Here is a 23937-nt window from a genome sequence, read left to right on the forward strand (position 1 = left end):
AGGATGCCCTGGATCGCCGCCGGCTGTAGCCCCCCCGCCCGCCGCACCCGTTCCAGCGACTGGCGGGGATCGCCCTGGCAGGCGCCGATCACGAAGGGCATACCGGCCGCCCGGCATTTTTCGGCCAGCAAAGCCTGGATCGCCTCATATTCGGCTTCGGTCTGGTTGTGGAATTCGCCGGCCGTGCCGTTGGAATAGATGCCGTCGACGCCATCAGCGATCAGGATGTCGATCTCCTCGCCGAGGCCGCCGAAATCGATGGCATCGTCCGGTGTGATCGGCAGCAACAACGTGGCCCAGTTGCCGCGAAGGGTCATAGGCTGATGTCCTGTCGGATGCAGGCCTTGAAATGGCCGGGCTCGACTTCCTCGAGCTGCGGGATCTCACGGGCGCAGGCCTGGATGGCGTGGGGGCAGCGGGTCCGGAAGACGCAGCCCGACGGCGGATTGGCGACACTGGGAATGTCGCCCTTCAGGATCTGGCGCGCACGCGGCCGGTCGGGATCCGGCTCTGGGATCGCCGATAGCAGCGCCCGTGTATAGGGATGCCTGGGCGCCTCGTAGAGCCGGTCGCAGGGGGCGATCTCCATGATGCGGCCGAGATAGAGCACGATGACGCGATCGGCGATGAACTCCACCACGGCGAGATCATGCGAGATGAACAGCATGGTCAGGCCGAGACGGGCCTGGAGGTCGCGCAGGAGATTGACGATCTGGGCTTGGATCGAAACGTCGAGGGCCGAAACCGGTTCGTCGGCCACGATCAGGTCCGGCTGCAGGATCAGCGCCCTGGCAATGCCGATGCGCTGGCGCTGGCCGCCGGAGAATTCGTAGGCGTAGCGGTCGAGGGCATCGGGCGGCAGCTCGACGGCTTCGAGGGCGGCGCGGGCCTTGTCCTGGCGTTCGCGGCGCGTGCCGATCGCCTGGATGTTCAGTCCCTCGGTCAGGATCTCGCCAATGGTCATGCGCGGCGACAGGCTGGCGAAGGGGTCCTGGAAGATATATTGCATGCGCCGGCGCTGGCGGCGCAGATCCCCGGGCGACAGGCGCGCGATGTCGCTGCCGTCGAACATGATCTCGCCGGCGCTCGGTTCGATCAGCCGCAGGATCGAGCGCCCGATCGTGGTCTTGCCCGAACCGGACTCGCCGACCAGCCCGACGACCTCGCCCCGCTTCACCTCGAAGGAAATGTCGTCGAGCACCCGGACGGGCGCGGCGCGGCCGAAGCCGCCGCCATACTGCTTGGCGAGGCCGCGCACGCTGAGAAGCGGTGATCCGGAAGGGGACGTCTCCATCTCACAACTCCTGCGAACGGATGCAGCGGCTGGCATGATCAGGCCCGACTTCCGCCAGAGCGGGCATGGCTTCCCGGCAAGCCGGCAGTGCCAGGGAGCAGCGGGCGGCGAAGGCGCACCCTTGCGGCATGGCGGCGAGGCTCGGCACGGCGCCGGGGATGGCGGCGAGGCGCCCGCCGGCCTTCTTGAGCCGGGTCGCCTCGCCCAGTCGCGGCACCGAAGCGAGCAGGCCCTTGGTGTAGGGATGCCGCGGACGCCGGAAGACCTCGCGAACGGGCCCCTGCTCGACGATGCGGCCGGCATACATCACGGCAACGCGGTGGGCGATTTCGGCGACGACACCGAGATTATGGGTGACGAACAGCACGCCCATGCCGTTCTCCGCCTGCAGGCGCTGCAGGAGGTCGAGGATCTGGGCCTGGATGGTGACGTCGAGCGCCGTGGTCGGCTCGTCGGCGAACAACAATACCGGATCGCAGGCGAGCGCCATGGCGATGGTGGCGCGCTGGCGCATGCCGCCGGAGAGCTCGTGCGGATATTGGCGGGCCCGCCGGGCGGGATCGGGAATGCCCACCTTGTCGAGCAGCCCGACGGCGGCAGCCATGGCCGCCTTGTGCGGCTGGCCCTTGTGCACACGGATGGGCTCGGCGATCTGGTCCCCGATGGTGTAGACCGGGTTGAGGCTGGTCATCGGCTCCTGGAAGATCATGCTGATCTCGTTGCCGCGGATGCGCCGTCGCTCTTCGGCATCGAGCGTCGTGAGATCGCGCAGGGCACCGCTCCTGCCGCGGAAGCGCATGCTGCCGCCGGCCACCCGCGCGATCCTGCCCGGCAGCAATCCCATGATGGACTGGCCGGTCACCGATTTGCCGGAGCCGGACTCGCCCACCAGCGCCAGTGTTTCGCCGACACCGATCGCGAGGTCGAGATCCGACACGGCCGGCACTTCGCGCCCGCTGACGCGAAACACCGTGTTCAGGCCCTCGATGGCGAGGATCGGCTGCGCGGCCATTGCCATGCTCAGCCCAACAGGCCGGTCTGGCGCAGGATCGTCTCGATCGTGGCCGCCTCGGTTTCGTTCAGCGCCCGCTGCGGACGCGCCATCTCATTGGTCTCGATGATGCCGAGCCGGCGCATCGCCGTCTTGAAGGCGCCGACGCCGGCCGAGCCGGCGCTGACGCGCGGCGCGGCGACCCAGACCATCTCGAACAGGCGGCAGAGGCGCTCCTGCTCCTGGCGCGCGCCTGCCCAGTCCCCCTTGCGGCAGAGGTCGTAGAGCCGGACATAGCCGGCAGGATCGACATTGGCGAGGCCGGGCACGATGCCGTGGGCCCCCATCAGCAGGGCGCTGTCACAGACGATCTCCGAGCCGGTCATCATCATGATCTCGGGACGATCGGCAAGGTCCATCAGGGCATAGCGGAAATTGCCGTCGTCGCCGCTGGAATCCTTCAGGCCGACGATGCTGCCCTCGCGGGCCAGCGTCACCACGGTGTGGCGATCGAGCTTGAAATGCACGCAGACCGGGATGTCGTAGGCGACCACCGGCACGTCGATCGCTTCCCGCAGATAGCGGAAATGATCGATCACCTCCGGCGCGCTGGTGCGGGCATAGAAGGGCGCGGTGGCGACCACCGCACTCACCCCGATCGACTGCGCCGTCCTGGCATGGGCGATGACGCGATCGGTGGTGGGATCGACGACGCCGGCCAGCACCGGCACCCGGCCATTGACGGTCTCGACCGCAAATTCCAGCACCTTCCGGCGCGTGGCCTCGTCGTGGAAGACGACCTCGCTGGTCGATCCCAGCACGAACAGGGCATGCACGCCGCCGGCGATCAGGTGCTCGATCACCCGCGCGAAGGAGGGATAGTCCACTTGGAGATCGGCGGTCAGGGGCGTGACGACCGGCGGCACGACGCCGTGGAACAGGGGGGATGCGGAAGACATGGAGAACCTTCTCTGCAGTCAGTTGAGTTCGGAACGAGGATCGAAGGCATCGCGCAGGCCATCGCCGACGAAATTGATGGCGAGCACGGTGAGGACGAGGGCAGCGCCGGCGAACAGCCATTGCCAGGGGTATTGCTCCAGCACGACGGTGCTGCGGGCGGCGTTCAGCATGTTGCCCCAGCTCGCTTCCGGCGGCGGGATGCCGAGGCCGAGGAAGGAGAGGCCCGCTTCCAGCAGGATGGCGGCGGCAAATTGCAGCGCGGCATAGACGACGAGGATGTCGATGGTGTTGGGCAGGCCATGGCGCCAGAGCAGGTGGCCGAGCGAGGCACCCATGCCGCGCGCGGCGATGACGAAGTCGCGCTCGCGCAGTTCCATCAGCCGCGCCCGCACCATGCGTGCTAGCACCGGCCAGGACAGCAGCGAGATCACCGCGATGGTGGAGAGGATGCCCGCGCCGGTGATCGAGGCGATCACCAGGAGCAGGATCACCGGCGGCAGCGTCATGGCGAGATCGACCAGGCGCATGATCACCGCATCGGCGACACGCCCCGCCATGGCGGCGAGCGCTCCGACGAGATAACCGATGACCAGCGAGATCACCACCGAGCTGCCTGCCACCAGCAGGGAGATGCGGCCGCCGCGCAGGACGCGCGCGAGAATGTCGCGCCCGACACCATCCGTGCCGAACCAGTGGGCGGCGCTGGGCCCCTTGTTGATGGCCAGGAGGTCGATGTCGTTGGGCTTGTAGCGCAGCAGCCAGGGATGGAAGACCACCAGCGCCAGCATGACCAGCAGGATGGCAAGGCCCACAAGCGTGACGTTGTTGGCGGCAAAGCGCCTCATCGCCCGCGCGAGCGGACCGTTGCCACGGGACCGAAGCTGTGTCGAAAGCGCCATCTCAGGCAACCTTGATGCGCGGATCGACGGCCGCATAGGCGACGTCGGTGAGGATGTTGACGACGATGACGCAGGCGCCCACCACCAGAGTCGCGCCCATGATCACCGGATAGTCACGCGTCGACACCGCATTGACGAGCAGCAGCCCCATGCCGGGCCAGTTGAACACGCTTTCCAGGAAGATCGCGCCGCCCACGGCAATGCCGATGGTGGAGCCGATCAGCGTGACCACCGGCAGCAGAGCGTTGCGCAGCGCATGCTTGACGATGACCCAGAATTCCTTGACGCCCTTGGCGCGGGCCGTGCGCACATAGTCCTGGTTGAGCACCTCCAGCAGCGAGGCGCGCATATAGCGCATGATCAGCGCGGCATGGCCGATCGAGAGCAGGAGAGCCGGCAGGATGAGGTGGCGCAAGAGGTCCGCCACCGAGAAGGGCGCGCCCGGGGTGAGCATGCCGCCCGACGGCGCCCAGCGCAGCAGCACCGAGAAGACGTAGAGGCCGACCAGGGCCGTCAGGAAGGCGGGACTGGAGATGCCGAAGAAGGCGGCGATCGACAGGCCCACATCCGTCGACGAGTTGCGCCTGACGGCGCCGAGAATGCCGGTGGCGATGCCGACGACGATGGCGATCGCCAGCCCTGCTCCCATCAGCAGCAGTGTCGGCCCGAGACGCTCGCCGATGAGGCCGAGCACCGTGTCGCCGTTGCGCTGCAGCGAAAAGCCGAGGTCTCCCCTGGCCGCGCTGGCGAGCCAGGCTGCATATTGCACCGGCAAAGGCTGGTCGAGGCCGAGCCGGCTGCGCACCGCCGCCATGTCCTCCTGCGACATCGCGACATTCGGATTGATATAGGCATCGATCGGATCGCCAGGCGCCAGGCGCAGCAGTACGAAGACCAGGAGGCTCAAAGCGACGAGCATCGCCGCCCCGACCAGCAGGCGGTTGAGGTAATAGCGCAGCATGGCGTTCCTCATGGTGGGCGCGATCAGACAGGCGCGGCTAACCTTCTCCCCTCGCGGGAGAAGGTGGCATTGCGAAGCAATGACGGATGAGAGGTGCAAGCAGATGCCTTGCTAAGTGGCGTTTCTCCCCCTCATCCGCCCCTTCGGGGCACCTTCTCCCGCACGGGGAGAAGGTTTGTCGCGCCTCCCTATTCCACCGCCCATTTCTCCGGATGCGCCGCATAGGGCCCACCACCAGGCGCCGGCAGCCATACGAAGTTCTTGAGCTTGCTCGATGCCACGCCATAGCGATTGGCGACCCAGAGCGTCGCCCAGGGTAGATCGGCATTCATCGCCTTGCAGACGGCCTGGTAGCGCTCGGCCTGCTTGGCATCGTCGGATTCGTTCAGCGCCGCATCGAAGGCTTGTGTCACCGCTGGCATCTTGATGCGCAGGAAATTGGCGCCCTGCGGCGGGATCTGCTTTTCGTTAAGGCCCATATTGAGGCCGCCGGGATCCGGGCCGTTGCGCAGGCCGGCATAGACGAGCGGGAACTGCGACCAATCCGGCTTCTGGGCATAGATGGTGCCGTTATAGGTCGGCGTATCGACGGCGCGCGGCACCACATTGATGCCGACCTGGGACAGCATGGCCTGCACGGCGGCAAGCACGTTGGTGGCCTGCGGTGTGTTGTAATAGGTCAGCAGGGTAATCGGCTTGTCGCCATTGATCTTGTCCCAGCCCGCCTCGGCCAGCAATTGCTTGGCCTTTTCGGGATCATAGCCATAGGGATCGAGGCCGGCGGGCTGGAGCCGGTCGGCGACATAGCCGCAATTGGCTGCCTTGGCGGCCCCGCCATAGAGGCTCTGGACGATCGCGTCGCGATTGATGGCGTGCATCACGGCCTGGCGCACCTTGAGGTCCTTCCACAGGGGCGCCTCCTGGTTGAAGCCGAGATAATTGACCACGAAGGAATTGCCGTCGATGACGCGATAGGCATCGTTGCCCTTGAAGGAGGCGGCGTCGTCGGCTTCCACATAGCTGAAGCTGATCTCCCCGGCGCGCAGGGCTGCTACCGCCGCCGCCGTGTTGGCGAAATAGCGGTTGATGATGCGGCCCGTCACCGGCTTGCCGCCGCGATAATCGTCATTGGCGGCAAGCTCGACATATTGGTCGGTGACATAGCGCGAAAACTTGAAGGGGCCGGTGCCGACGGGCGTCTTCGACCACCAGGGGTTCTTGGCGAGCGTCTCCGCCGGAATATCCTTGAGCGCGTGCTGGGGCAACATCATCAACTGGGTCAGCGTGTCGAGCAGGCCGGCATTCGGGGCCGACAGCTTCAGCACCACCGTATGGGCGTCGGGGGTCTCGACCGCCTGGATCGCGCTGAGGCGGGCGGCAAAGACCGAACCGGTGGCGCCGTTCCTGGCGGTCTCGATGGTGAATTTCACGTCGGCCGGGGTGAAGGGCTGGCCGTCGTGCCATTTGGTGTCGGCCAGGGTGAAGCTGTAGGAAAGCCGGTCGGCGCCGACCTCGAATTTGGTGGCGAGCGCCCCTTCGATCTTCTCCAGCTTGCCGTCATAGATCACCAGAGGCTCGAAATAGAGATTGAGCCAGGTGAAGCCGCCGGTGGCGGCCAGCGGGTTGAAATTGCCCTGGAACCCGCCCGGACCGACATCGAAGGCCCCGGTTATCGCCGTGCCATCCGCAGCCCGGGCTGACTTGACAGCGGGCATTGCCATGATCGTCGCGGCCAAAAGCGCGAGCGCGATCTTCCTCAGTGCCATGATTTCTCCCCTCGTCTCTTCTTGTCTGGTCGTGCCGCAGGCCTCTCAGTCGGGCGTCGGCGCTGTCTTCCTGGTCGCGAGCAGGCGGGCGATGCCGTCATAATGCTGGTCGAGCCGGCTGCGAGCGGCCTCGACGTCCCGCGCCGCCACGGCGGCATAGATGTCGTAATGGTCCTGCCAGGTGGCCATCGGATCGATATTGGCCAGGTTGACGAAATCCGATGCCTTGTAGAAGGCGAGCCAGAACACATCGATCAGGCTGGTCAGCATGCGATTGTCCTGGCAGCGGAACAGCAGATTGTGGAAACGCTGGTCCTCGGCGGCAAAGCTCTGGTTGCGCTCGGCAGCCTGCCGCATCTGCTCGACCGTCTGGCGCAATTCCTCGATGTCGTCCTCACCGATCAGCGCGACCGTCTTGGCGATCAGGCCGACCTCGAGCACACGGCGAATCTCGAGCACCTCCTCGACCTCGCGCAGGGCCCCACCCAGGCCATAAGCGAGATTGTCGAGCAGCGGCGCGAAGGAAAAGGCCTTGACGAAGACGCCGATGCCGCGGCGCGTCTCCAGGATACCAACCGACTCCAGCGCCTTGATCGCCTCGCGCACCGAATTGCGGCTGACGCCCAATTGCTGGGCGAGGAAGCTTTCCGGTGGCAGAGCCGTGCCGGGTCCAAGCTGGTTGTCGGCGATATAGCTCTTCAGGCTCTCCTGCACGGAGACATGCAGGAGCGGCGGCCGGTCGAGCGGCTTGATCGACTTCACCTTGCCTGCCCCTGCCACATCCACAGCCACCAGCCCTCGTTGTCCGTGGCTTGATAGTGATTGACTTGTAGGATATCTGTCAAGTCAATCTTTGAACCGTGGAGGAAATGGCCATGCGCATCGCCCTGGCCGGCGTCGGACATTGGCATGCGGCCATGCACCGGGAGGCCGCCCACCAGGCCGGGGCAACCATCACCGGGGTGTGGGACGAGGATGCCGACGTCGCGGCGCGCTTTGCCCGGGAAAACGGCCTCGAGACCCACGCCTCTCCCGAGGCCTTGGCCAGGGCCCGGCCGGACCTGGTGGTGCTGATGGGCAGGCCAACGGGTCTGGTCGAGCGCGCAATCTCGCTTGTCGATGCGGGGCTTGCCGTGATGCTGGAAAAGCCCGCGGCACTAACGGCAGGCGAACTCGAACCGCTCAGGGATCGCGGCCGGCGGGGCGCCTTCATCGCCGTGCCGCTTCCCAATCGCTGCAGCCCGATCTGGCCGCGTATTGCCGAACTCGCCGCCGCCGGCCGGCTCGGCGGGCTTTCCCACGCCCAGTTCCGCATCGTGAACGGACCGCCGGAGCGCTACCGGATCGACGGCGTGCCCTGGCTACTGACACCGCAGACCAGCGGCGGCGGCGCCCTGCGCAATCTCGGCATCCATGGCGTCGAGGCCGCGCTGGCCCTGGCGGGGCATGACGGGCTGGAACTGGTTTCCGCCTCTCTCGGCCATCTCCATGGCGAGGCCGTCGAAGACTACGCCGTCCTCACCCTGCGCAGCGACCGGGGACTGATCGTCACGGTGGAGGCCGGCTATACCTATGCCTCGATGGCACGGGGCGGCGACTTCGAATGGCGTGTCTCCAGTGCAAACGCCTATCTCGTCGACCGCGGAGATCATTGCAGCACCACGACGCTCGACGATGCGGCCGTGCGCGGGGAACCGCCCCTGCTGCCCGGTGAGCGCTACAAGGCCTTCATGGCGGATACGCTGGCCCGGCTGGCACGCGGCGAAGCCCCTCTCGTCGGCATCGAAGACTATTGGCGGGCCATGACGCTGATCGACGAGGCCTATCGGAGGGCGATGGCATGATCGGTATCGGCATCATCGGGGCCGGCCATTTCGGTGCGGTTCATGCCAGGGCGATTGCGGCGACGCGGGGCCTTCGTGTCGCGGCCATATGCCGGGAAGACGCCGCAGCCGCCCGGGTGTTCGCCCACGAACATGGCGGCAATGCCCACACCGATTGGCGCGCCTTGCTCGACGACCCCGCGGTCGACGCCGTCGTCATTGCCACCCCTCATCATCTCCACGCTGAAATGGCGGTGGCCGCGGCCCGGGCCGGCAAGCACATCCTCCTGGAAAAACCGATGGCACCGACACTCGCCGAATGCGACGCCATCAATGCTGCCGCGCGACAGGCCGATATCCGGCTGATGGTCGGCCATGTCATGCATTTCGCCCGCCCCTGCCTCGTCGCCCGGGAGATCCTCGACGGCGGCACGCTCGGCCGGCCGGTGCTCGGCTCGAGCTGGATGATCAAATTGTGGATGGAAGCCAATCGGCGCCCCTGGCATCTCTCCCATGCGACGGGCGGCGGCATGCTGATGACGGCCGGCATCCATGCCCTCGATCGCCTCGTCTGGCTGATGGGTGGTGAAGTCGCCGGGGTGAGCGCCCTCTCCGGCACCTGGTTCCACCAGCAGGAAGCCGATGACAGTGCCTTGATGCTGCTGCGCTTCACGGACGGGCGCATCGGCCAGGTCGCCAGCATCGGCTATCGCGACGGCGCCGTGAGCTTCGCCATGGACCTCGTCTGCGAGGGCGGCACCCTGCGCATCGATTTCGAAAACGGCGTTTCGATCGGGCGCAGCGGCAGCTGGACGCCGATCGCCCATTCCGCCGATCCGGACTGGATGCAGCGCGCGGTCGAGGCCGAATGGCGGGCCATGGCAGCCGCCATCGAGGCAAGCGCGCCGGTTCCCGTCGATGGACCCTATGCACGCCAGCTGATCGCCTGCCTCGATGCCGCTAGCCGAGCCAATGCCGAAAGGCGGGAGATCACGCTGGCCCGACCAGGCTGAAAAACGCGATAAAGAGCCGGCTATTCATCAGGCAGGCTATACGGCCTGTATGTTTTTACCCCGGTTATTGAGCAAGAGTGTTGGTTCTATGTAAGATGCCTTACCTTTGCTTTCCAAAGAGATTGTCATGTCAGAAATTGCAAAGCCCGTCTGGTTCATCACCGGCTGCTCCACCGGCTTTGGCCGCGAACTGGCGCGCCACACGCTTTCGCTGGGCTATCCGACCGTCGTCACCGCCCGTAATCCCGCCCAACTCGAGGACTTCGTCATGGAGTTCGGCGATACGGCATTGGTGCTCAAGCTCGACGTGACGAAACAGGCCGATATCGATGCTGCCTTGGCCGTGGCGCTGGACCGGTTCGGCCGCATCGACGTCCTGGTGAACAATGCCGGCATCGGCTATTTCGGTTCGCTCGAAGAGAGTGACATGGCCGAAGTCCACAAGATGTTCGACATCAATGTCTGGGGCCTGACGGCGATGACGCGCGCGGTGCTGCCGGCAATGCGCCAGCAGCGTTCGGGCACCATCGTCAACATCTCCTCGATCGGCGGCCTGCGCGCCCCGCCCTCCGTCAGCTTCTACACCGCCACCAAATTCGCGGTCGAAGCCCTGTCGGAATCGCTGTCGCAGGAAGTCGCGCCCCTGGGCCTCAAGGTGCTGATCGTCGAACCCGGCCCGTTCCGGACCGACTGGGCGGGCCGTTCCGCCAACGAGGCACCGCAGACCATCGCGGCCTATCGCGAAACGGCGGGCGTTCGTCAGGGCCAGATCCGGGGCAATAGCGGCAAGCAGCCGGGCGATCCGGTTCGCGCCGCCCAGGCGATCGTCAAGGCCGTCGAGGCCGAGAATCCGCCCCTGCGGCTGCTGCTCGGCAAGGCAGCTCTCGAAGGCGCCCGCATCAAGCTGTCCCAGCTCGCACAGGACTTCGACGCCTGGGCGGCAGTGACCGAGGGTGCCGACTATCCTGAGGGGCAATAGGCGAAACGGTAGCGCCACGTTTCGCCGCCAGCCTTGAATGGCGAAGACGCGTCGAAGCCGGACGCGTCTTCTCGACGATCTAGCGGTAGCGTGTCACGCATTGCATCAGCGCACTCAGGGCCGACGACGTACCATTCAGGGTAACCGAGAAAGACTTGTTGCCGCGAGGCTGGAAATAGAGAACCCGACCGGCCCGGATCTCCTGGAAGAGCTGCGTGGAATCGGCCAGCGGAATCAGCAGCCGGGTCGGCGCCGTGGCTTTGGCGCCGCTGGCACGCGAACGGTAATTGTCGACCCAATAGGTCACATCGCCTCGCGAATCCCTGACCCAGTTCCAGTTGGGATTCTCGATGACCATGCCCCAGGCCGCTTCCCGCGTCAGCAGGAAATGCACCGCCGCGCCCCTCGAATACTTGCCGCTGGAAGCACAATATTCAAAGCGGCCATTGCTGGCATTGGCTTCGATCACCCATTGCCCCATGTCGTAACGGCCGATGACCTCGCTTCTCGCACTCCCGCCCGCGAGCAGAGCAATACTCGCCGCCGCCAAAGCGATACAACCTCTATGCTGCATGCCAGCCCCTTCCCCATTCACGATTCAATCGAAATCATTGGAGGTCATTCGGGCATGTTGACATGCCGCGCAAATTGTCCTCGGCCCCTCGCAATGAAATACATAGCACGGCATTTATAGTTGCCGGGCGCCTTAATATAGATGCGACCTCAACTTGTGTTCCCTACGGAACTTTTTGCAAGCCGGCGGCGCCTCTCGAAGGATGCCCTCCTCCTGGAGGCAGGCCGCGATCCAACGGGGCCGGTTCTATTTCTCAGCCGACTCTGGTCCAAACACGACGAATCCTGCTATTGCGCCTGTCATGACTGAACGTCCCAAGCTCGTGCTCGCTTCCGCCAGCCCGCGCCGCCATGCCCTGCTCGAGCAGGCAGGCTGCGAACCGGATGCGTTGCTGCCCACCGATATCGATGAAACGCCCAGGCGCGGCGAGGCGGCGCGCATGCTGGTGCAGCGCCTCGCCAGGGGCAAGCTCGAAACCGCCCTGACGACCCTTGCAAGCCGCTCCGATCTCGCCGGCGCCTATACGGTGTCGGCCGATACGGTGGTGGCCTGCACCGGGCGCATCCTGCCCAAGGCCGAAACGCGCGAGGATGCCGAAGCCTGCCTCAGCCTGCTGTCGGGCCGCAGCCATATCGTGATGACGGGCGTCGCCGTCGCCGATCCGCACGGCACCATCCGGACCCGGCTGGTGGAAACGCGAGTACGCTTCAAGCATCTGTCGCTAGACGAACTCAATGCCTATCTCGACTCCAACGAATGGCACGGCAAGGCGGGCGGATACGCCATCCAGGGCCTGGCCGGTGTATTCGTGCTGCGACTCGTCGGGTCCTACACCAATGTCGTCGGCCTGCCGCTCTACGAGACGGTGAGCCTGCTCGAAGGCGCAGGCTTCCCGGTTCGCGGCACCTGGAGGGACGAGATATGAGCGACCCCGTACCTACCCCCCTGGTCAAGCGCAAATGCCCGATCTGCGGCAAGCCCAGTGTCGAGGCCAGCAAGCCCTTCTGCTCCAAGCGCTGCGCCGACATCGATCTGTCGCGCTGGCTGAAGGGCGTTTATGCCATTCCCGGCGAAGAAGCCGACCAGATCGATCCCGATAACCGGGATGATTATCCGAAGACAGAGCGTGACCGATGAGCGAACCGCAGCGTTATACGAGTAGCAGCCTCGAAGCCTTTCTCGAATCCGCCCTCCTGGCCGGTGGGGCCGATGCGCCCTCGGCACAGGCCGCTACCCGCGCCATGATGCATGCCTCGCGCCTAGGCGTGGACAGCCATGGCGTCCGGCTGCTGCCCTATTACCTCTCGGTGCTGGCCAGTGGCGAGATCAACGGCCATCCCCAACTCGAAGTGCAGCGCGGCGAAGGCGCCACCGCCGTTCTCGATGCCGATGGTGCCATCGGACACCTGGCCTGCTACCGGGCCATGGAAGTGGCCGTCGATATCGCCAGGACGCAGGGCATCGGCGCGGTCACCATCCGGCGTTCCTCCCATATGGGCGCCGCCGGCGCCTATCCGATGTGGGCGGCCGAGCAGGGCTTCATCGGCCTGCTCACCGCCAATTCCGACGCGGCCGTGCGGCTGTTCGACGGGCGCGACGCCTTCCACGGCACCAGCCCGATCGCCATCGGCGCACCGGTGCCGGGCCAGCGCCCCTGGCTGATGGACATGGCGACCAGCGCAATTCCGCAAAACCGCGTGCTGCTCTATCGTTCGCTCGGCCTCACTCTGCCGCGAGGCGTGGCCGTGGACGAGAAGGGCGTCGACACCACCGATCCGGAAGCTGCCCGCGTGCTCTCGCCGGTGGGCGGCGAGCAGGGCTTCAAGGGCGCGGCGCTCGCCGGGCTGGTGGAGATCCTGTCTGCCCCCCTCACCGGCATGGCGCTCTCCACCGAACTGGTGCCGATGTATGGCCAGCCTTCGACCGGCGCCCCGCGCGACATGGGCGGCTTTGCCCTCGCCATCAACCCCTCGGCCTTCATCGCCCCCGAGATCTACGGTGCGATCATGACGCGCTATCTCGCCAATATCCGCGCCGCCGTGCCGGCCGAAGGCGCGACCGGCAAGCCGATGGCGCCGGGCGACCGCGAATGGGCGGTAGAGGAAGAGCGGGCACGCAACGGCGTGCCCGTCGACCCGGTCAGCGAAGAGGCTTTCGTCGAACTCGGCAGCAAATATGGGCTGACTTTGCCGCAGAAGGCGTGAGGCGGAGCGCGGACATCTCAGCGACATGCCTGCATGTCGCTGAGATGTCTGCGCTCCAAGGAAGGGCTTGACTCCTGTACCGATCGGTCCATGATGGAACGATCGGTACAAAGAGGATGTCGTCATGCCCGAACAACGCCCGCCGCTTCCCCCCTTCACCCGTGAAGCCGCGATCCAGAAGATCCGTGCCGCCGAGGATGGCTGGAACAGCTGCAATCCCGAGCGCGTTTCGCTCGCCTACACGCCAGACAGCCGCTGGCGGAACCGCTCGGAGTTCCTCAGGGGGCGGCCCGAGATCGTGGCCTTCCTCACCCGCAAATGGCAGCGCGAGCAGGATTATCGCCTGATCAAGGAATTGTGGGCCTATGGCGACAACCGCATCGGCGTGCGCTTTGCCTATGAGTGGCACGACGCCGAGGGCAACTGGTTCCGCTCCTATGGCAACGAGAACTGGGAGTTCGATGAGAACGGCCTGATGGCCGTGCGCCACGCCTCCATCAACGACCTGCCGATCGCCGAGAGCGAGCGCAAGTTCCACTGGGATCGCTCCGCTCCCCGCCCCGCCGACCACCCGGGTCTCAACGATCTCGGCCTTTAGATGAAGACAATTCGCGAGCGCGCCGACATCATCCCGGCTCTCACCGAGGTCTTCCGCAGCCATGGCTATGAGGGCGCTAGCCTCGCCCTCATCGGCCAGCGGACGGGCTTGGGTAAGGGCAGTCTCTACAACTTCTTCCCGGGCGGGAAGGAGGAGATGGCGGCTGCCGTGCTCGATCATATCGACGGCTGGTTCCGCAGCCATGTCTTCGAACCGCTGCGCGCCACGACGGATCCGGCTGCCGCGATCTCTGCCATGTTCGAGGCGACGGACCGCTATTTCCACTCGGGCGGGCGGGTCTGCATCGTCGGCGTGTTCGCCCTGTCGGATGTGCGCGACCGTTTTGCCGACGCCATCAACGCCTATTTCGCCGAATGGCGCGACGCCCTGGCGGGGGCACTGCGGCGCCTCGGCAAGGCGCCTGATCTCGCCGACGCACTTGCCGAGGATATCGTCGCCGGCATCCAGGGTGCGCTGGTCACGGCACGCGCCCTCGGCGATCCCTCCCTGTTCGGCCGGCGGATGGCGCGGCTGAAGGCGCTCATCCCCCTGGCCTGAGGCCTGCCGTCAGGCATTGGTGAGCGGCAGCACCGTGGTGTCCTTGAACATCTCCATCGAGATGTAGGAGGAGATGTCGTTGAACTGCAGCTTGGCCACCAGCTTCTTGTAGACCAGGTCGAGGCTCTCTACATCGGGCAGCACGATCTTGAGCAGATAGTCGATATCCCCGGTGAGCCGATGCATCTCGACGATCTCCGGCGTATCGGCGACGAGAGCCCGAAAGCGCTCCAGCCAGTCGAGCGAATGGTTCGCGGTGCGGATCATGACATAGACGGTGGTCGGCACTCCCACTTTCCTGCGGTCGAGCAGGGCCGCGCGCCGGAGGATGTAGCCCTCCTCCTCCAGCCGCTTGATGCGCCGCCAGCAGGCCGAAGGCGACAAATGGGTCTTCTCGGCGAGATCGGCGAGCGGATGATCCGCCTGAAGCTGGAGCATTGCCAGGATCTGCTTGTCGCGCTGATCGAGCTTCATGATTTCTCTGCGCATCCATCTTTATCGCGCAAGATTTTTGCGTATGTATGAAAATATCGCAATATTTTTGTTAAAATAGCAGCCACGGCGCCCAAACAATGCAATCTATTTTCGCGGGTTTCGAGGCATTATTCCGACATGGAAACCAAGCCCTGGGACGGGAGATGGACATGCGGAAAATCGGCCTGATCGGCGGCATGAGCTTCGAGAGCTCGGCGATTTATTACAAGCTGATCAACGAGGCAGTGCGCGCCCGGCGCGGCGAGTTGCATTCGGCCGAGGTCATGCTGCATTCGGTGAATTTCCAGGACATCGTCGACATGCAGAAGGCCGGGCACTGGGATGCGGCCGCCGAACGGCTGGCGAGCGTGGCGCGCGATCTCCAGAATGCCGGTGCCGGCTGTGTGCTGATCTGCACCAACACCATGCATCTGGTCGCCGATCCGGTGCAGGCGGCGATCGCCTGCCCGCTGATCGACATCATCGACGAAACCGCCAAGGCGCTGACGGCGGCCGGCCGCAGCCGCCCTCTCCTGCTCGCCACCCGTTACACCATGGAACACGGCTTCTATGCCGAGCGCATGCGCGAGCACGGCATCGAGGTGATGGTGCCCGATGCCGGCGGCCGGAGCGTGGTGCACGACATCATCTTCTCCGAGCTTTGCGCCGGACGGGTCGAGGAAGCCTCGCGCCGCAAGCTGGAAGCCCTGATCGAGCAGGCCAAGGCTGCCGGTGCCGACAGCGTCATCCTTGGCTGCACCGAGATCTGCCTGATCCTCTCCCCCGATGGCCTGACCCTGCCCGGCTTCGACTCCACGGCGATCCACGCGGCAGCCGCCGTCGATTTTTCGCTTGCCTCCGGCCCGGACGCTGCCCAACTGGCAGCATGATCGATCAGCGAGCAGGAGGCAGACCATGAGCCAGGCAGGAGAGTCCGGCCGGGAAGACAATGCAAAGGCGGTCATGGAGGGCGAGATCGGCATTCTCGCCCGCCGCCGGATCGAAGCCGGCATCATCGCCCCCATCTACGAGGAAATGCGCGAGCGCCTCGGCGAGGAGGTGGCGCAATCGATCCTGGATTCCGCCATTCGCAAGGCCGCCATCGCGGCCGGGCGCAGCTTTGCCGCCAAGACCCCGGGTGGCACCGATTTGCGCAGCTTCCAGGATCTGCAGGCGCTGTGGACCCAGGACGACGCGCTGGTGATCGAAGTGGTCAAGGCCACCGACACCGAGTTCGACTACAACGTCCATCGCTGCCGCTATGCCGAGACCTACAAGGAAATGGGGCTGGGCAAGATCGGGCACCTCTTGTCCTGCAACCGCGACGGGGTGTTCTGCACCGGCTATGATCCGCGCATCACGCTGGAGCGTACGCAGACCATCATGGACGGTTCCAGCCACTGCAATTTCCGCTACAAGCTGCAAGAAACCGCCAAGGCGGAATGATGGACCAGCCTCTCGCCAGCCGGCCGGGCTCGATGCCTCGCATCGATGCGGCACAGCTCAACGCCGACATCGAGGCCACCGCGCATTTCGGCGGCGCCGGAAATGGCGGCGTCTCCCGCCTGACGCTCACGCCGGAAGACAAGGCTGTCCGGGACTGGTTCACGGCCTGCTGCCTCGAGCTTGGCTGCAACGTGGGCGTCGATCCGATCGGCAACCTGTTCGCCTGCTATCCCGGGCGCAATCCCGCCCTGCCCGCCATCATGACCGGCAGCCATCTCGACACCCAGCCGGGCGGCGGGCGCTATGACGGCATCCTCGGCGTGCTGGCCGGGCTCGCCGTTCTTCGTGCCCTGAAGAGCTCAGGCCTCGTCACCGAACACCCGCTGACCGTGGTGAACTGGACCAATGAGGAAGGCTCGCGCTTTTCCCCGGCCATGTTCGGCTCGGGCGTGCATGCCGGCGCCACCGCGCTCGACGAGGCGCTCGCGGTCCGCGACCACGCCGGCATCAGCGTTGGCCAGGCCCTCGAAGCCATCGGCTATCGCGGCAGCCACGTCGACAGGCAGGCTCCCGTCGCCTATGTCGAACTCCACATCGAACAGGGACCTGTTCTGGAAGCGGAAGGCATCGCGATCGGCGCCGTCACCGGCGTGCAGGGCCTGCGCTGGTTCGACGTGGTGATCGAGGGCACCGAGTCCCATGCCGGCTCGACCCCGATGGCGAACCGCCGCGATGCGTTGACCGCCGCCGCCCGGCTCATCCTCGATGTCGAGGCGATCGGCCGTGCCCACGCTCCCGGCGTACTGACGGTGGGCCATGCCGATACCTTCCCGAACTCCCGCAATGTCGTCCCGGGCCAGGTCAGCCTGCAGATCGACATGCGCCATCCCAGCGAAGCCGGGCTGGACGCCATGGAAGCGGCACTGCGGCAGGCCGTTGCCGGCCAGGCCGACAGCCGCATCGAGCGGATCTGGGCCAAGAAGCCGGTGGCCTTCGATCCCGCCTGCATCGAAGCTGTCCGCCAGGCGGCTGCCGATTGTGGGCTGTCCTGCCGCGACATCGCCTCCGGCGCCGGCCACGACGCCGCCCACATGGCGACCCTCGCGCCGACGGCGATGATCTTCATCCCATCCCGCGACGGGCTCTCCCACAACGAGCGGGAATATTCATCGCCCCGGCAATGCGCCGACGGCGCCGCGGTGCTGCTGCGCACCCTTCTCGAACTCGACCGCCGATTGGCCTGACGCCATCTGTCGAACTCCATGGAGCATCCCTGGCGCAGGGCCGACGCCGGGGATGCCGTTTGCCCTGCTACGGCTTGGGCACCAGCACGCCGAGATCGACCGCCTTGGCCATGGCCTGATAGCCGGCGTCGTTGGGATGCAGGTGGTCGCCGCAATCATAGGCGGGATTGATGTTGTCGGGCTTGGCGGGATCCTCGAGCACCTTGTCGAAATCGATCAGCCCGTCCGCCATCTTGTTGGTCCGGATCCAGGCATTGACCTCCTGGCGGATCTTCTCCTTCTCCGGCGTGTAGTAGCCGGAGGTCGGCAGCCCCTTGAAGGTGTCGACGAAGGGCGTGAGGGTCACGCCGACGAAACGGATGCCATGGGCGTGGGCCCGGTCGATGATCTGCTTGTAGCCGGCGATCACGTCTTCGGCCGTGGGCTCGGGATCAGCCGGGGTGATGGCGTCCTTGCCCGGCCAGCCGATATCGTTGATGCCCATCATCATCACCACGGTCGAAACCCGCGGATGGCTCAACACCGACATGTCGAAGCGGCTGAGGGCATTGGTTCCCATGCCGTTGGAGAGCACGCGATTGCCCGAATAGGCCTCGTTGACCACGGCGACATCGGCATGGCCCTCGGCCTGCAGGCGCTCGGCGACATGGTCGGGCCAGCGATTGTTCTTGTCCGGCGTGGAGCAGGCCCCGTCGGTGATGGAATCGCCGAAGAACACGATCGCCTTCGACTCCGGCTTGGCCGTGGTCAGGATGCGGCTGAGCAGCAGGCGCGATTTGTTGGTGCTGGCGGGTGCGAAATCGGCCTCCTTGGTCTTGTCTCCCGGACCGGAGACATAGCCGGTCTGCACGCCGTCCCAATGGACCGAGGTGATGCCGGCACGCTTGGGCAGGTAGAAGCTGACGGCCAGGCTCGACAGGGCCTTGACCGTGAGGTCCACGGGGTCGCTGACCAGGGGAGCACCGGGCGGGATCACGGCCGATGGCTTGCCACCGAAGGTCAAGGCCTTGACGGACCCCTCATCCACGGCGCTGCCGCCCTTGGACAGGGCCACGCTGGCCGAACCGATGGTTACCGGGCGCGTGCCGAACTCGTTGGAGATGACGATACGTATTTGCTCGCCCCCAACGCTGATGCGGGCGATCTGGCGGACGGTCTGGTCTCCCAGCACTTCCGGCACGTCGAAGGGGGCCGGCAGTTCTTCTGCCCAGCGCGGAGCAGGCGTGGCCGCCCATGTCGTGATCCAGGGCTCGACACCTCCCGCACTTGCCGGGACCGCGGCCAAGGTCAATGTCCCCACGACAAATGAAGTCCTGACAGCCCATCCGATCAATCGCGCAGACAAAATCCGGCGCATACTCGATCCAGGCTCATAATAATCCAAATAGGAAACCATGGTGCTTTCCATCCCGCTTTGACAATATTGTAAAATGACGTTGTCTTGATTGCGTATAGAAAGGAAGCATCCCGCATCGTGGCACAGAAGACTTCCGAAGCAGCGGGAGAGTGTGATTTTTTCCTGGATCTTGCAAGCCGGATGCCGGGCAGCCTGCTCGCGCGAACCCAACCGGCGAAAGCGTCCTTGAGAATTGGCTCGACGAGAATCGCAAAGACGCTTCAGAATGGGGAGCCCACGCAGGCAAGCTCCCCGCTCGAGCGCGTTTAGCGTGGGTTCAGAGCCGGTCCCTTAGCGCGTAATAGCTCATGCCGGCCACCAGGGTCGGCCAGCGCAACAGGCGTCCGCCCGGGAACGGCGGCGTCGGCAGGGCGGCGAGGCGATCGAACTCGCCAAGGCTGGCGGCGGTGACATCCGCCAGGATCTTGCCGAAATAGGGCGCGAGCATCACGCCCTGCCCTGAATAACCCGAAGCCGTCAGCACGTTCGGCGCCAGCCGCCGCACGAAAGGCAGGCGCGTGGTGGTGATGCCCAGCGTGCCGCCCCAGGCATAGTCGATGCGCTTGTTTTCGAGTTGCGGGAAGACCTTGAGCATGCGCTTGCGCACGAAGGCCTTCATGTCCGAGGGGAAGCCCGAGCGATAGTTCTCGCCACCGCCGAAGAGCAGGCGCCGGTCCGCCGACAGGCGATAGTAGTTCACCACGAAGCGACTGTCGGCGACGGCATAGTCGTTGGCGATCAAGGCCCTGGCTTCATTGTCCGAGAAAGGCTCGGTCGCCAGGATGAAATTGTTGATCGGCATCACCCGAGCCTCGGTATAGGCGTCGAGCCCCGAGAGATAGCCGTCGCCGGCGAGGATCAGCCAGTCGGCGGAAACGCTGCCTTGCGACGTGCGGATCACCGCCTTCGCCCCCTCCGCCCGATAGCTGACCGCACGCGAACGCTCGAAGACCCGGACCCCGGCATCAAGTGCCGCCGCCCCCAGCCCCAAAGCCAGGTTCAGGGGGTGGAGGTGGCCGCCATCGTGATCGACGAAGCCGCCATGATAGCCGCTCGCGCCAAGGATGGCATCGAGCTCGGCCTTGCCGATCGCCTCGACCTTGTCATAGCCGTAGACAGTCCTGAGCTTTTCGGCATAGGCGTGCGACATCGCCACATAAGACGGCTTGTGGTCGGCGATCAGAATGCCTTGCTTGTAGTCGCAGGCGATCCGGTGCCGGGCAATCAGGCCCTTGAGATGGGCCTTGGCGTCCTCGGCCATCCGCCATAGCGCCTTGGCGCCGTCCAGGCCGACCAATTTCTCCAGATAGTCCTGGTCGCGGCGCTGGCCGGAATGAACCTGGCCGCCATTGCGCCCCGAGGCCCCCGAGCCGATCTCGGCGGCCTCGAGCAGGATCACCGAAAGCCCTTTTTCCGCGAAGGCCAGCGCGGCGCCAAGCCCGGTATAGCCGGCGCCGACGATGCAGACATCGGCCCGCTCCTCACCCAGAAGCCGAGGCTGGGCGGGAAGCTTGCGGGCCGTCGCCGTATAATAGGAATTGGCCGGATGGCCGGTATTGTCGGTCATGATGTTGGGAGCGCGGACATCCTGTCCGCTCTTGGAAATATTGTGCTTGGGGAAGAAAGAGCGGACGGGATGTCCGCGCTCTCAGAAATACTACACGTTCAGGAGCAGATGCTCGCGTTCCCAGGGACTGATCACCTTCATGAAGGTCTCGTGCTCCTGGCGCTTGATCGCGGCATAGGCGGTGACGAAGGACGAGCCCATCACCTGCCGGATCGCCTCGCTCTCATCCATTTCCGCGACCGCCTCGAGCAGGCTCTGGGGCAGCTCGAAATCGCGGTTCTTGGCATCCGACTCGATCGGCGGAGTTGCCTCGAGTTCCTCGCTCATGCCGAGATAGCCTGCGGCGAGGCTGGCGGCGATGGCGAGGTAGGGATTGGCATCCGAGGAAGGTACCCGGTTCTCGACGCGCCGCGCATCGGGCCCGGAGGGCGGCACCCGCAGGCCGGCCGTGCGGTTGTCATAGCCCCACTGCACGTTGATCGGCGCCATGGAATCGCGCGTCAGCCGGCGATAGGAGTTCACATAGGGTGCCAGCATGCACATGATCGCCGGCAGATATTTCTGCTGGCCGGCCAGGAAGGAGAAGAACAGCGGGGTCGGCCCGCCGGTCTCCGGATCGGAGAAGATGTTCTGGCCGCTCTCGGCATCGACGATCGACTGGTGGATGTGCAGCGCCGAGCCCGGCTCGCCCGACATGGGCTTGGCCATGAAGGTGGCGTAGATCTTGTGCTGCAGCGAGGCTTCGCGGATGGTGCGCTTGAACAGGAAGACCTGGTCGGCCAGTTCCAGCGGGTCGCCATGACGCAGATTGATCTCCATCTGCGCCACGCCGTCCTCGTGGATCAGCGTGTCGATCTCAAGGCCCTGATGCTCGGAATATTTGTAGATGTCCTCGAACAGGGCGTCGAATTCGTTGACGGCCGAGATCGAATAGCCCTGCCGACCGAGTTCCGGGCGGCCCGAGCGGCCGATCGGGGGTTTCAGCGGATAATCCGGATCGGTGTTGGGCTCGACGAGATAGAACTCGATCTCCGGCGCCACCACGGGCTGCCAACCCCTCTTGCGATAGAGCTCGCGGACGCGGCGCAGCACCTGGCGCGGCGCCTGCTCGACGGGGCGGCCGTCGCGGGTCACGGCGTCGTGGATGACCTGCGCGGTCGGGTCCATCGCCCAGGGCACCGAGGTCAGGGTCGACCAGTCCGGCTGCATGAACATGTCGGTATCGGCTTCCACCGCGTCCACCAGCCCGTCATAGGCCGGATATTCACCGGTAATGCACTGGTAGAAGATCGAAAGCGGCAGGTTCATCACCGGGGAGGTCAGGAACTTCGACACCGGCATGATCTTGCCGCGGGCCACCCCGCCCTGGTCGGGAACCAGACACTCGATCTCTTCGATGTCCCGCGCCCGGAACCAGTCCTTCGCGCTTTCGACACCGGAGATGCCGCGCGCGGATTCGATATCCGGCACGCCAGAATGCTCGGGCTTGTCTGACTTCTTCTTTTTGCTCATCGTCGCACACATGCGGCTTCCACCCCGCAGGAAGTGCGGAGCGGCGACCCGAAACACGCGCCGGCGACCTGTTTGACGGCCCACCAGGCAGATTTCTCTCGATCGAGCCAGCGGCCCGATCGAGAGAAATCTGCAAGATATCAAATATTTGCAGAGTTTCCCGGCAAGGCCCATCCGAGGGCCTTGCCGGGAAACTCTGCCTAGGAAGCCATCACGCGACTAACCTCCGGTTCGGGCCCTTGGTTTAGGAGGGCGGAGGCGCACGCGCCGCGCATCGGGGAAGACGCGCAAAAGAGGCATCGGTGGACCGACGCTGGCGCCACACTGCCTTTAGCGGCATGTAAAAGTCAATCGGAACGGCCAAAAAATGTGATCACAAAAAATGTGATCACATTTTTGCGCAGAATTGCATTTCCCCTGTAGACCGCCGCCGACTTCCCGGTTTAGGCTGGAACCAATCACCACAAACAGATGGGATACCATGTCTGATACAGGCGGGGGCGGCGCCACGGCGCCCGTGAAATCGCAGAAGGCGATCGGCGGCGTTCGCCGCAAATTCCAGCCCTGGGCCGATCCAAAAGAAGTTCCCCTCATCCGCTTCGAGAACGTCACCAAGCGCTTCGGCGATTTCGTGGCAGTGAATGAGGTTTCGCTCGATATCCATCCGCGCGAATTCTTCTCCCTGCTCGGCCCCTCGGGCTGCGGCAAGACCACCTTGATGCGCATGCTGGCCGGCTTCGAGCAGCCGACATCGGGGCGCATCACCCTGGCGGGCAAGGATCTGGCCGGCGTGCCGCCCTATGAGCGGCCGGTCAACATGATGTTCCAGTCCTACGCGCTGTTTCCGCATATGAGCGTAGCCGACAACATCGCCTTCGGCCTCAAGATGGACAAGATGCCCAAGGCGGAGATCGAGACCCGCGTCAGCCAGATGCTGAAGCTGGTCAAGCTGGAGAAGTTTGCCACCCGCAAGCCGCACCAGCTCTCGGGCGGCCAGCGCCAGCGCGTCGCCCTGGCCCGTGCCGTTGCCAAGCAGCCCAAGGTGCTGCTGCTCGACGAGCCGCTCGGCGCCCTCGACAAGAAACTGCGCGAGGAAACCCAATTCGAGCTGATGGACATCCAGGTCGAACTCGGCATCACCTTCGTCATCGTCACGCATGACCAGGAAGAGGCGATGACGATGTCGGACCGCATCGCCGTGATGGACCATGGCAAGCTGGTACAGGTCGCTCCGCCCGGCGAGATCTACGAGCAGCCCAATTCGCGCTATGTCGCCGACTTCATCGGCAACATCAACATCCTCGAGGGCAAGGTTTCGTCGCAGAACGGCAGTTCGCTCACCATCACCTCGTCGAGCAACCAGGCTTTCAGCGTCGACAGCGCCGAACGCTGCTCCCTCGGCCAGAACGTCTTCCTGGCCATCCGGCCCGAGAAGATGCGCATCTCGCTCGATGCGCCCGCCACGCCAGGCAATTCGCTGGTGGGCGAGGTGTTCGACATCGGCTATCTCGGCGACTGGACCAATTATCTGGTCGACGTCACCGGCACCGGCCAGCGCATCCGGGTGTCGCAGGCCAATATGAGCCGCTTCGTCGAGCGCCCGATCACCTGGGAAGACAAGGTCCATGTCAGCTTTGCGCCGGATGCCGGCGTCGTCCTGACCAAATAGGAGGGCGGC

25 protein-coding genes are annotated in these 23937 nt (G+C 65.1%); 12 read left to right on the top strand and 13 right to left on the bottom strand.

The window, feature by feature from the left end; translation table 11 throughout:
- From BA190_RS11400 to BA190_RS11435, 8 genes are all read right to left on the bottom strand, one after another.
- Positions 1-317: dihydrodipicolinate synthase family protein (locus tag BA190_RS11400; RefSeq protein ID WP_202908456.1), on the bottom strand; the 317-nt coding region annotated here is incomplete at its 3' end.
- Complete coding sequence (locus tag BA190_RS11405; RefSeq protein WP_068286483.1) at positions 314-1294, bottom strand: ABC transporter ATP-binding protein; 981 nt, start codon at positions 1292-1294, stop codon at positions 314-316. The genes BA190_RS11400 and BA190_RS11405, both read right to left, overlap by 4 nt.
- 1 nt (position 1295) lies before the next feature.
- Positions 1296-2312 (bottom strand): ABC transporter ATP-binding protein, encoded by a 1017-nt coding sequence (locus BA190_RS11410; RefSeq protein WP_068286486.1) that lies wholly within the window; start codon positions 2310-2312, stop codon positions 1296-1298.
- Positions 2313-2314: 2 nt separating this feature from the next.
- Positions 2315-3244 (bottom strand): dihydrodipicolinate synthase family protein, encoded by a 930-nt coding sequence (locus BA190_RS11415; protein WP_068286490.1) that lies wholly within the window; start codon positions 3242-3244, stop codon positions 2315-2317.
- Between the two features lie 18 nt (positions 3245-3262).
- A complete protein-coding gene (locus BA190_RS11420) occupies positions 3263-4144 on the bottom strand; it encodes an ABC transporter permease (RefSeq protein ID WP_068286493.1) in 882 nt (293 codons plus the stop codon).
- A 1-nt stretch (position 4145) separates the two neighbouring features.
- Complete coding sequence (locus BA190_RS11425) at positions 4146-5105, bottom strand: ABC transporter permease (protein ID WP_068286499.1); 960 nt, start codon at positions 5103-5105, stop codon at positions 4146-4148.
- Positions 5106-5293: 188 nt separating this feature from the next.
- Positions 5294-6871, bottom strand: a complete 1578-nt coding sequence (locus BA190_RS11430) for an ABC transporter substrate-binding protein (RefSeq protein ID WP_068286502.1) — start codon at positions 6869-6871, stop codon at positions 5294-5296.
- Positions 6872-6916: 45 nt separating this feature from the next.
- Positions 6917-7657 carry a FadR/GntR family transcriptional regulator gene (locus BA190_RS11435; RefSeq protein WP_245314686.1) on the bottom strand — a complete coding sequence of 247 codons (741 nt, stop codon included), beginning with the start codon at positions 7655-7657 and terminating at the stop codon, positions 6917-6919.
- An 89-nt stretch (positions 7658-7746) separates the two neighbouring features.
- On the opposite strand from BA190_RS11435, the gene BA190_RS11440 reads away from it, so the two are divergent.
- The 3 genes from BA190_RS11440 (at position 7747) to BA190_RS11450 (ending at position 10686) form a co-directional block, all read left to right on the top strand.
- On the top strand, positions 7747-8715 hold the full coding sequence (locus tag BA190_RS11440; protein ID WP_068286504.1) for a Gfo/Idh/MocA family protein: 969 nt from the start codon (positions 7747-7749) through the stop codon (positions 8713-8715).
- Positions 8712-9707, top strand: coding sequence for a Gfo/Idh/MocA family protein (locus tag BA190_RS11445; RefSeq protein WP_068286507.1), 996 nt, complete (start codon positions 8712-8714; stop codon positions 9705-9707). The genes BA190_RS11440 and BA190_RS11445 overlap by 4 nt, the downstream gene beginning before the upstream one ends.
- Before the next feature lie 127 nt (positions 9708-9834).
- Positions 9835-10686, top strand: a complete 852-nt coding sequence (locus tag BA190_RS11450) for an oxidoreductase (RefSeq protein ID WP_068286510.1) — start codon at positions 9835-9837, stop codon at positions 10684-10686.
- A 79-nt stretch (positions 10687-10765) separates the two neighbouring features.
- Here BA190_RS11450 and BA190_RS11455 read toward each other — a convergent pair whose 3' ends face one another.
- Positions 10766-11260, bottom strand: a complete 495-nt coding sequence (locus BA190_RS11455; RefSeq protein WP_156771486.1) for a hypothetical protein — start codon at positions 11258-11260, stop codon at positions 10766-10768.
- Between the two features lie 301 nt (positions 11261-11561).
- On the opposite strand from BA190_RS11455, the gene BA190_RS11460 reads away from it, so the two are divergent.
- The 5 genes from BA190_RS11460 to BA190_RS11480 all read left to right on the top strand — a co-directional run bounded on the left by BA190_RS11460 (position 11562) and on the right by BA190_RS11480 (position 14620).
- Positions 11562-12185, top strand: a complete 624-nt coding sequence (locus BA190_RS11460) for a Maf family nucleotide pyrophosphatase (protein ID WP_068286517.1) — start codon at positions 11562-11564, stop codon at positions 12183-12185.
- On the top strand, positions 12182-12397 hold the full coding sequence (gene yacG / locus BA190_RS11465) for a DNA gyrase inhibitor YacG (RefSeq protein WP_068286520.1): 216 nt from the start codon (positions 12182-12184) through the stop codon (positions 12395-12397). Before BA190_RS11460 ends, yacG begins: the two co-directional genes overlap by 4 nt.
- Complete coding sequence (locus BA190_RS11470; protein ID WP_068286522.1) at positions 12394-13464, top strand: Ldh family oxidoreductase; 1071 nt, start codon at positions 12394-12396, stop codon at positions 13462-13464. The genes yacG and BA190_RS11470 overlap by 4 nt, the downstream gene beginning before the upstream one ends.
- A 124-nt stretch (positions 13465-13588) precedes the next feature.
- Complete coding sequence (locus tag BA190_RS11475) at positions 13589-14062, top strand: nuclear transport factor 2 family protein (RefSeq protein ID WP_068286526.1); 474 nt, start codon at positions 13589-13591, stop codon at positions 14060-14062.
- Positions 14063-14620, top strand: coding sequence for a TetR/AcrR family transcriptional regulator (locus BA190_RS11480; RefSeq protein WP_068286527.1), 558 nt, complete (start codon positions 14063-14065; stop codon positions 14618-14620). It abuts the gene before it with no gap.
- A gap of 9 nt (positions 14621-14629) precedes the next feature.
- Here the strand turns inward: BA190_RS11480 and BA190_RS11485 are convergent, their stop codons facing one another.
- Entirely contained in the window at positions 14630-15094 is a 465-nt protein-coding gene (locus tag BA190_RS11485) for an Lrp/AsnC family transcriptional regulator (RefSeq protein WP_068286529.1), read from the bottom strand.
- A 164-nt stretch (positions 15095-15258) separates the two neighbouring features.
- On the opposite strand from BA190_RS11485, the gene BA190_RS11490 reads away from it, so the two are divergent.
- Genes BA190_RS11490 through BA190_RS11500 form a run of 3 tightly spaced genes read left to right on the top strand, consistent with a single transcriptional unit; the run spans position 15259 to position 17784 of the window.
- Positions 15259-15984, top strand: coding sequence for an aspartate/glutamate racemase family protein (locus tag BA190_RS11490; RefSeq protein WP_068286535.1), 726 nt, complete (start codon positions 15259-15261; stop codon positions 15982-15984).
- A 25-nt stretch (positions 15985-16009) separates the two neighbouring features.
- Positions 16010-16540: an L-2-amino-thiazoline-4-carboxylic acid hydrolase gene (locus BA190_RS11495; RefSeq protein ID WP_068286539.1), complete on the top strand. Its 531-nt coding sequence runs from the start codon at positions 16010-16012 to the stop codon at positions 16538-16540.
- Positions 16537-17784 carry a Zn-dependent hydrolase gene (locus BA190_RS11500; protein ID WP_371260314.1) on the top strand — a complete coding sequence of 416 codons (1248 nt, stop codon included), beginning with the start codon at positions 16537-16539 and terminating at the stop codon, positions 17782-17784. Before BA190_RS11495 ends, BA190_RS11500 begins: the two co-directional genes overlap by 4 nt.
- Positions 17785-17851: 67 nt before the next feature.
- On the opposite strand, the gene BA190_RS11505 is transcribed toward BA190_RS11500, so the two are convergent.
- The 3 genes from BA190_RS11505 to BA190_RS11515 all read right to left on the bottom strand — a co-directional run bounded on the left by BA190_RS11505 (position 17852) and on the right by BA190_RS11515 (position 22271).
- The gene (locus BA190_RS11505; RefSeq protein WP_245314679.1) at positions 17852-19069 is read right to left on the bottom strand and encodes an SGNH/GDSL hydrolase family protein; all 1218 of its coding nucleotides are present in this window, start codon (positions 19067-19069) and stop codon (positions 17852-17854) included.
- Between the two features lie 388 nt (positions 19070-19457).
- A complete protein-coding gene (locus BA190_RS11510; RefSeq protein ID WP_068286545.1) occupies positions 19458-20747 on the bottom strand; it encodes an FAD-binding oxidoreductase in 1290 nt (429 codons plus the stop codon).
- A 90-nt stretch (positions 20748-20837) separates the two neighbouring features.
- Entirely contained in the window at positions 20838-22271 is a 1434-nt protein-coding gene (locus BA190_RS11515) for a glutamine synthetase family protein (protein WP_202908457.1), read from the bottom strand.
- A 469-nt stretch (positions 22272-22740) separates the two neighbouring features.
- Here BA190_RS11515 and BA190_RS11520 point away from each other — a divergent pair, with 469 nt between their 5' ends.
- Positions 22741-23928: an ABC transporter ATP-binding protein gene (locus BA190_RS11520; RefSeq protein ID WP_068286551.1), complete on the top strand. Its 1188-nt coding sequence runs from the start codon at positions 22741-22743 to the stop codon at positions 23926-23928.
- Positions 23929-23937 lie beyond the last annotated feature (9 nt).

Source organism: Labrys sp. WJW (assembly GCF_001676615.1).
GTDB lineage: Bacteria > Pseudomonadota > Alphaproteobacteria > Rhizobiales > Labraceae > Labrys > Labrys sedimenti.

Bases quoted from the DNA above. Each gene is read 5' to 3' on its own strand.
- BA190_RS11405 (WP_068286483.1), bottom strand. From the start codon at position 1,294: ATGGAGACGTCCCCTTCCGGATCACCGCTTCTCAGCGTGCGCGGCCTC.
- BA190_RS11410 (WP_068286486.1), bottom strand. From the start codon at position 2,312: ATGGCAATGGCCGCGCAGCCGATCCTCGCCATCGAGGGCCTGAACACG.
- BA190_RS11415 (WP_068286490.1), bottom strand. From the start codon at position 3,244: ATGTCTTCCGCATCCCCCCTGTTCCACGGCGTCGTGCCGCCGGTCGTC.
- BA190_RS11420 (WP_068286493.1), bottom strand. From the start codon at position 4,144: ATGGCGCTTTCGACACAGCTTCGGTCCCGTGGCAACGGTCCGCTCGCG.
- BA190_RS11425 (WP_068286499.1), bottom strand. From the start codon at position 5,105: ATGCTGCGCTATTACCTCAACCGCCTGCTGGTCGGGGCGGCGATGCTC.
- BA190_RS11430 (WP_068286502.1), bottom strand. From the start codon at position 6,871: ATGGCACTGAGGAAGATCGCGCTCGCGCTTTTGGCCGCGACGATCATG.
- BA190_RS11440 (WP_068286504.1), top strand. From the start codon at position 7,747: ATGCGCATCGCCCTGGCCGGCGTCGGACATTGGCATGCGGCCATGCAC.
- BA190_RS11445 (WP_068286507.1), top strand. From the start codon at position 8,712: ATGATCGGTATCGGCATCATCGGGGCCGGCCATTTCGGTGCGGTTCAT.
- BA190_RS11450 (WP_068286510.1), top strand. From the start codon at position 9,835: ATGTCAGAAATTGCAAAGCCCGTCTGGTTCATCACCGGCTGCTCCACC.
- BA190_RS11455 (WP_156771486.1), bottom strand. From the start codon at position 11,260: ATGCAGCATAGAGGTTGTATCGCTTTGGCGGCGGCGAGTATTGCTCTG.
- BA190_RS11460 (WP_068286517.1), top strand. From the start codon at position 11,562: ATGACTGAACGTCCCAAGCTCGTGCTCGCTTCCGCCAGCCCGCGCCGC.
- yacG (WP_068286520.1), top strand. From the start codon at position 12,182: ATGAGCGACCCCGTACCTACCCCCCTGGTCAAGCGCAAATGCCCGATC.
- BA190_RS11470 (WP_068286522.1), top strand. From the start codon at position 12,394: ATGAGCGAACCGCAGCGTTATACGAGTAGCAGCCTCGAAGCCTTTCTC.
- BA190_RS11475 (WP_068286526.1), top strand. From the start codon at position 13,589: ATGCCCGAACAACGCCCGCCGCTTCCCCCCTTCACCCGTGAAGCCGCG.
- BA190_RS11480 (WP_068286527.1), top strand. From the start codon at position 14,063: ATGAAGACAATTCGCGAGCGCGCCGACATCATCCCGGCTCTCACCGAG.
- BA190_RS11485 (WP_068286529.1), bottom strand. From the start codon at position 15,094: ATGAAGCTCGATCAGCGCGACAAGCAGATCCTGGCAATGCTCCAGCTT.
- BA190_RS11490 (WP_068286535.1), top strand. From the start codon at position 15,259: ATGGACATGCGGAAAATCGGCCTGATCGGCGGCATGAGCTTCGAGAGC.
- BA190_RS11495 (WP_068286539.1), top strand. From the start codon at position 16,010: ATGAGCCAGGCAGGAGAGTCCGGCCGGGAAGACAATGCAAAGGCGGTC.
- BA190_RS11500 (WP_371260314.1), top strand. From the start codon at position 16,537: ATGATGGACCAGCCTCTCGCCAGCCGGCCGGGCTCGATGCCTCGCATC.
- BA190_RS11510 (WP_068286545.1), bottom strand. From the start codon at position 20,747: ATGACCGACAATACCGGCCATCCGGCCAATTCCTATTATACGGCGACG.
- BA190_RS11515 (WP_202908457.1), bottom strand. From the start codon at position 22,271: ATGTGTGCGACGATGAGCAAAAAGAAGAAGTCAGACAAGCCCGAGCAT.
- BA190_RS11520 (WP_068286551.1), top strand. From the start codon at position 22,741: ATGTCTGATACAGGCGGGGGCGGCGCCACGGCGCCCGTGAAATCGCAG.